Source organism: Desulfosporosinus sp. I2 (assembly GCF_000960765.1).
GTDB lineage: Bacteria > Bacillota > Desulfitobacteriia > Desulfitobacteriales > Desulfitobacteriaceae > Desulfosporosinus.
Window position 1 is genome coordinate 34,290 of record NZ_JYNH01000026.1, and the last position, 6,630, is coordinate 40,919.

General features: G+C 43.0%; 6 protein-coding genes. All 6 read right to left on the reverse strand.

Features of this window, described 5'->3' with window-relative positions:
* Positions 1 to 84: 84 nt before the first annotated feature.
* Positions 85 to 2,586 (reverse strand): preprotein translocase subunit SecA, encoded by a 2,502-nt coding sequence (gene secA, locus UF75_RS08730; RefSeq protein ID WP_045574222.1) that lies wholly within the window; start codon positions 2,584 to 2,586, stop codon positions 85 to 87.
* 224 nt (positions 2,587 to 2,810) lie between these two features.
* Positions 2,811 to 3,338, reverse strand: coding sequence for a ribosome-associated translation inhibitor RaiA (gene raiA / locus UF75_RS08735; protein WP_045574223.1), 528 nt, complete (start codon positions 3,336 to 3,338; stop codon positions 2,811 to 2,813).
* Positions 3,339 to 3,507: 169 nt separating this feature from the next.
* Entirely contained in the window at positions 3,508 to 3,705 is a 198-nt protein-coding gene (locus UF75_RS08740) for a cold shock domain-containing protein (protein WP_045574224.1), read from the reverse strand.
* A 559-nt stretch (positions 3,706 to 4,264) separates the two neighbouring features.
* Positions 4,265 to 4,984 (reverse strand): amino acid ABC transporter ATP-binding protein, encoded by a 720-nt coding sequence (locus tag UF75_RS08745; RefSeq protein ID WP_045574225.1) that lies wholly within the window; start codon positions 4,982 to 4,984, stop codon positions 4,265 to 4,267.
* Positions 4,971 to 5,648: an amino acid ABC transporter permease gene (locus UF75_RS08750; protein ID WP_045574226.1), complete on the reverse strand. Its 678-nt coding sequence runs from the start codon at positions 5,646 to 5,648 to the stop codon at positions 4,971 to 4,973. Before UF75_RS08750 ends, UF75_RS08745 begins: the two co-directional genes overlap by 14 nt.
* A 476-nt stretch (positions 5,649 to 6,124) precedes the next feature.
* Positions 6,125 to 6,630 (reverse strand): transporter substrate-binding domain-containing protein (locus tag UF75_RS08755; protein ID WP_045574227.1); only part of this gene is annotated, 506 nt, incomplete at its 5' end.

Here is a 6,630-nt window from a genome sequence, read left to right on the forward strand (position 1 = left end):
ACAATCCAGCGTTCACAAAGCTTAGGTGAACGCTCCTTACATAAGCGGAGCGGAACACATGGAGCGTGTTCCGCCAAACCTGGACTACTTTTTAGTTGCTCCACAACACTTTTTATATTTTTTCCCGCTTCCACACTCACAGAGATCATTGCGGCCAACCTGGTCTCCTGCGTGTACAGGTTGACTGGGTTCTCCTTCATAGCGGTTCTCAGTTACGTTTCGCGGCTGTTCAGCGACTTCTTCTCGGACTTGGGGAGTCACACGCATAACATAGCGAATAATGTCTTCCTGGATAGAGTCAATCATCGCTTGGAACATTTCAAAGCCTTCGCGTCGATATTCTACGAGCGGATTCTTTTGTCCGTATGCGCGTAGTCCAATGCCCTCACGTAACATATCCATGGCATCAAGATGATCCATCCATTTGCTGTCCACAACTTGCAGCATGACGGCACGTTCAATTTCTCGCATCAGGTCAGCACCAAACAGCTCTTCTCGATTCTTATAAAGCGCTTCGGCCTGCTCCATCAGCATTTCTTCAATTTCTTCCACAGACAGATCTACGAACTGCTCAGCCGTTAAATGAATTCCCGGCAAGAAAAAGTTCTCGATATAATCAGCTAAGCTCGCTAAATCCCACTCTTCTGGGAATTGACTTTCCCCACTAAACATACTAATACTATCTGTGACTGCTTTTTTAAGCATATCCATTATATTATCGTGGAGATTTTCCCCCATGAGCACTGCACGACGCTGAGCATAGATAACTTCACGCTGTTGATTCATGACATCATCATAGTCTAGGACGTGTTTACGAATGTCAAAATTCCGATTCTCAACACGCCGCTGAGCAGTTTCTATAGAACGGGAAATCATTTTCGAAGTGATTGGTATGGAGTCATCCATTCCTAACTTATCCATGATACCCATAATATTCTCCGCACCAAATAAGCGCATTAAGTCATCTTCTAGTGAAATAAAGAATTGGGTTGATCCAGGGTCCCCTTGACGTCCAGCACGTCCACGCAATTGGTTATCGATGCGTCGAGACTCGTGCCGTTCTGTCCCAATAATGTGCAAACCACCGAGATCAGGTACACCGTCACCCAAAATAATATCGGTTCCCCGACCAGCCATGTTCGTTGCAATTGTAACCATTCCAGGCTGGCCTGCTTGGGCAACGATCTGAGCTTCTTTTTCATGGAATTTAGCGTTGAGGACTTGGTGAGGAACACCACGACGACTCAATAGGCTGCTCAAATGCTCGGACTTCTCGACTGAAACTGTCCCAACAAGCAGGGGTTGCCCTTTGGCATGGCTTTCAATCACACTATCTACGACCGCCAAAAATTTACCTTCCTCAGTACGATAGATAACATCTGGCTGGTCGGTCCGTAACATAGGTCTATTCGTTGGAATTTCCACAACATCCAACTTATAAATCTTCCGAAACTCTGGTTCTTCTGTCATAGCCGTTCCGGTCATACCCGAGAGTTTTTTATACATACGGAAGTAATTCTGGAAGGTAATCGTAGCTAAAGTCTGAGATTCCTTTTCAATCTTAACGCCCTCTTTAGCTTCAATTGCTTGGTGCAATCCTTCACTATAACGACGTCCAAACATTAAACGTCCCGTAAATTCGTCAACAATAATGACTTCACCGTCTTTAACAACGTAATCACGGTCGCGTTTGAAAAGTGTATGTGCTTTTAAGGCTTGATTAACATGATGCGCTAATTCAGTATGAATATCCTCATAAAGATTATCTACTCCGAGCATACTCTCCACCCGACTGACACCCTTCTCTGTTAGTGTCACAACACGCTCTTTTTCAATAACTTTGTAATCCTCTTCAGTTTTTAAGCGTGGAATAATCATCGCAACCCTTAAATACAGTTCCGTGGGCTTGTCCGCTTCACCAGAAATAATTAGCGGAGTTCGAGCTTCGTCAACTAGGATCGAATCCACTTCGTCAACGATCGCATAGTTCACTTCACGTTGAACTAAAGCCTCAGGCCTTGTTACCATATTATCACGCAAGTAATCGAAGCCGAATTCATTATTCGTGCCATAGGTAATGTCTGAAGCATAACTGTTCCTGCGTTGTTCATAATTTAAGCCATGAACTATAAGTCCAACTGAAAGACCTAGGAACTGGTGAATTTGACCCATCCATTCACTATCCCGACGAGCCAAGTAATCATTAACCGTTACAACATGAACTCCTTTACCTGTCAGGGCATTCAAATAGGATGGCAAAGTTGCCACGAGGGTTTTTCCTTCCCCTGTACGCATCTCAGCTATCCGGCCATCGTGAAGTACCATTCCACCAATCAGCTGCACATCATAATGTCGCTGATTTATCACCCTTCGGCTAGCCTCACGAACCACCGCAAAAGCCTCAGGCAAAAGACTGTCTAAACTGTCTCCCTGTTCCAAACGTCCTCGGAATTCAACGGTCTTGCCACGCAATTCATCATCGCTCAGGGCCTGAATTGTCGGTTCAAAGTTATTAATTACTACAACGCGCTTTTGGTATTTTCGAATTTCACGCGCATTATCATCAAATATACTTAAAAAACCCATTATGTCCACCTTTCTTAATCCTTGTGTTCACTAATTTTAACATCCTTATGAACCGACTGCAACCAAAGCGTGGGATTTACTCGTGGGACATTTTTCCTTTTCAACTAAAACTTTAGTAAAACCTAGTTTACCTCTAACCAATATGTAATCTTAATCTATCTCAAAATTTGACAAAAGGCCCGCCAAGGCGGGCCTTTTGCGTTGATTTAAAAGCTCAAATCTGTCTAAGTCTGAGGTTGGAGTAATCCGTAATCTCCATTGTTACGAAGGTAGACTACGTTCATTTCTTGACTTTCCGAATTTGTAAATACAAAGAAAGTATGACCGATTAGATTCATTTGCATAATTGCTTCTTCCACAGACATGGGCTTGGCAGGGAACTTCTTATTTCGAACTACCTCTTCACGCGGTTCCTCATTTAATACTGATTGCTTAGTCTCATGATCCTTAAGGACTTTTGAACGCATACGTTTATTGATTCGAGTCCGATATTTATCGATTTGGCGCTCCAATTTTTCAACGACCATGTCGATTGAAGAATACATATCTTCGGTTTCTTCTTCACCGCGTAAAATCATGCCATTAAGTGGGGCTGTTACTTCCACACGATGCCGACCGCGCTCGACGAGTAAGGTGACTTGAACGTCCACAAACTCATCCGAGTATTTAGCTAGTTTACCCACTCGTTTCATAACATACTCTTTAAGGGCGTCAGTTAGTTCGATATGTTTACCGCGAATGTTAATGTTCATTATTTCAACCCCCTTCTATGTTGCTACATTAGTAATATTCCCGCTTTACACAAAAAATCCTGCAAAATTTAATGTTTTAACGCTTATATTTTTTTACTAATACCCAAAGAGAGAACCGTTCTTAGTTTCCAACGATTCTCTCTTTAGCAAAAACCTTTAATAACTCCAGTTAGCGAACCGTCACATTCGAAGCTTGTTCCCCTCGCGGACCTTGAATAATATCGAATTCAACAGACTGTCCTTCTTCGAGTGTTCGAAATCCATCTCCAATGACCGATTGAAAATGCACAAAAATATCTTGCCCACTTTCCTGCTCAATGAATCCATAACCCTTTTGTTTACTAAACCATTTGACTTTACCTACCACCTAAAAAAAACCTCCTTGAAAATGATAAATTGTTAGCCTATAACTAAACGCTTTAAGCCCATGAATTAACTGCTACTTAGGAGGATAACCATCATTGATAAACTTTAAACGTTTTAACCCCAGAAGCGCCTTTCTACAAAGCGCCCACTTCAACTCTCCCTTAAACCCGCCCCAAAGGAGCGCTTTTCCGCAGTGTTAACCCGTGCGAAGACGGTGTCTTCGTTCTGCTAAGCGGATGCTTTAGTGAAGCCGCGCTCCAGACGAGCGCCGACGGTTCGCGTCCCCTCGTCAGCGCGCCGTAGGGACTTGTCCATGGATGGACTGATGCCGCGGTGCCAAGGATGGCAAGGAGCGGCGCACATGCAGATTGCCCAGAGGTTCGGACGCGCTCGCGAACCGTCCAGCTCGTCAGCGGCGCAACGTGCAGACGCGTGCAGAACGACGAAGACACTGTCTTCGCACGGGTTAAACATTCTTGCAGCACCGTCTTCGCACGGGTTAACACAGCAGAAAAGCGCTCCTCGGGCCTATCCCAAAAGAGCGCTTTCATACAAAAAGCTTATAATATTTTACTTAAAAACGCCTGCGTCCTAGGATTCTTAGGATGAGCAAACACTTCGTTCGGTTCTCCCTCTTCCATAATGATCCCCTCATCCATGAAGATCACTCGATCCCCAACTTCACGAGCAAACCCCATCTCGTGAGTTACAACCACCATAGTCATCCCTTCACGAGCAAGATCTTTCATGACCGCTAGAACCTCGCCTACCATTTCCGGATCCAAAGCTGAGGTGGTTTCATCAAAAAGCATAATCTTAGGTTTCATCGCTAAGGCTCGTGCAATCGCAACCCTCTGTTGTTGCCCTCCAGAAAGGCGGTCCGGATACTCATCCGCTTTGTCGGATAAACCGACCTTATCTAAAAGCTCCAAGCCGATCTTTCGTGCTTCTGCCTTACTCGTTTTACGAACTACCTCTTGAGCGAGAATTATATTTTGAATTGCTGTCATATGAGGAAAGAGATTAAACCGTTGAAAGACCATGCCCACTTCTCGCCGTATCGCATTAACATTCACTTCAGAGTTGAGCGGAATTCCATCGACAATAATTTCTCCGCTCGTTGGTTCTTCAAGTTTATTAAGGCAACGCAGAAAAGTGCTTTTCCCTGATCCACTAGGGCCAATGACAACCACGACTTCTTTCTCACGAATATGACAATCAATCCCTTTAAGAACTTCTAGTTTGCCGAAATATTTATGCAGATTCTTAACGAAGATCATTCTTACCCAACCTCCTCTCCATATAGGCAACCCATTGGGCAATTAACTGAGTCATAACAAGGTAATACAAGGCAGCTGCAATATACATGGGGATTGGTTGATAAGTTCGTCCGGCAATAATTTTCGCGCTATAAAACAGTTCTTGGATCGCTATAATCGATAAAAGAGATGAATCTTTGAGTAAGGCAATAAACTCATTGCCCAAAGGCGGTATAACCCGCTTAAACGCTTGAGGTAGGATTACATATCTTAATGACTGACCTTGAGTCATTCCTAACGAACGTGCCGCCTCCGATTGCCCACGGTCAATAGATTGAATTCCAGCCCTAAATATTTCGGCAATATATGCGCCGGAATTAAGGCCCATTGCCAAGACCCCTGCTATATATTGATAGTTATCTGGCAAGGTATCCCAATTAAGGAGTTTGGGAACTAAAAAATAAACTAGGAAAATTTGCACCAGCAATGGGGTTCCTCTAAAAAAGTCTATATAGGCAATCGAACCTGCGCGCAACAACTTGTTCTTGGACAAACGCGCCAAAGCCATAAAAAGTCCAATCACAAGTCCAATGGCGACTGCACCAGCGGTCAGCTCCAATGTAAGTAATGCGGCTTTATTCAGAATGGGGATGCTATCTATGGCTGCCTTCCAGTTTAGACCCACAAAAAATCCTCCTTCTTCATAGTAAATTAGTTTAGCTAAAATTTAATATCTGGGACTTCATGACGTAGCCTCCAATGACGTTAGTCCCTTAACAAATACTATCACGCTGTTGTTCCGGTTTCGCCGAAGCAGAAAAGTGGAACTCCCACTTAAAGAAGTTGGGAGCTTTAGAATTAATGTAAACTATGCCCGACTATTAGATGCTATTGTCTGCATAAAATTATACATTTTACTGTTAATTTATACAAGGAAAAAGTTATTCTCAGAGGTACAATTCATTTTGAATGAATATACACAACAAGGACTAATTATACACATAGGAAACAATTATTTCAACGTCCAATTTCCTCCATCATCCCCTAATCTTGATAACCTCAATGAACTCTCCAGTTGGTAAAAAAATAAAGGAGGGCACATTTAGCGCCTTCCTTTATCATTTAGTTTTATACTTTAAGTTATTGATTCAAATGGGTTCTTTAGAACTTTGGTGCATCTCTTTTGAACCACTTCTTGTAAATATTGTTGTATTCTCCATTGTCCATGAGTTTCTTCAGGGAGGCATTCATTTTGCCGCCTAATTCTTTATTGTCTTTCTTCATAGCTATGCCATAAAACTCTTGGTCAACATTTGCTTCTACCGAGGTGATTTCAGCTTTTTCATTTTGAGCTTGGAACCAGAGTACAACAGGACCATCGGCGACAACAGCTTCAACTCCGCCGTTGAGAAGATCGTTCATGGCATCAGGAGTTGTATCAAACTTTCTTGGTTCGATTCCGGCTTTTTCAACGACTTCTTGCCCGGTCGTACTTAGTTGAACCCCAACCTTTTTACCTTTTAAGTCAGCCAATACTTTAAAGCTGGAACCCTTTTTCATGGCTATATATTGAATAGCTCTAAAATACTTATCACTAAATTGAACACTTTCGGCCCGCTTCGGGGTGATTGTCATAGCGGAAATCACCGCATCGTATTTTCCAGCTT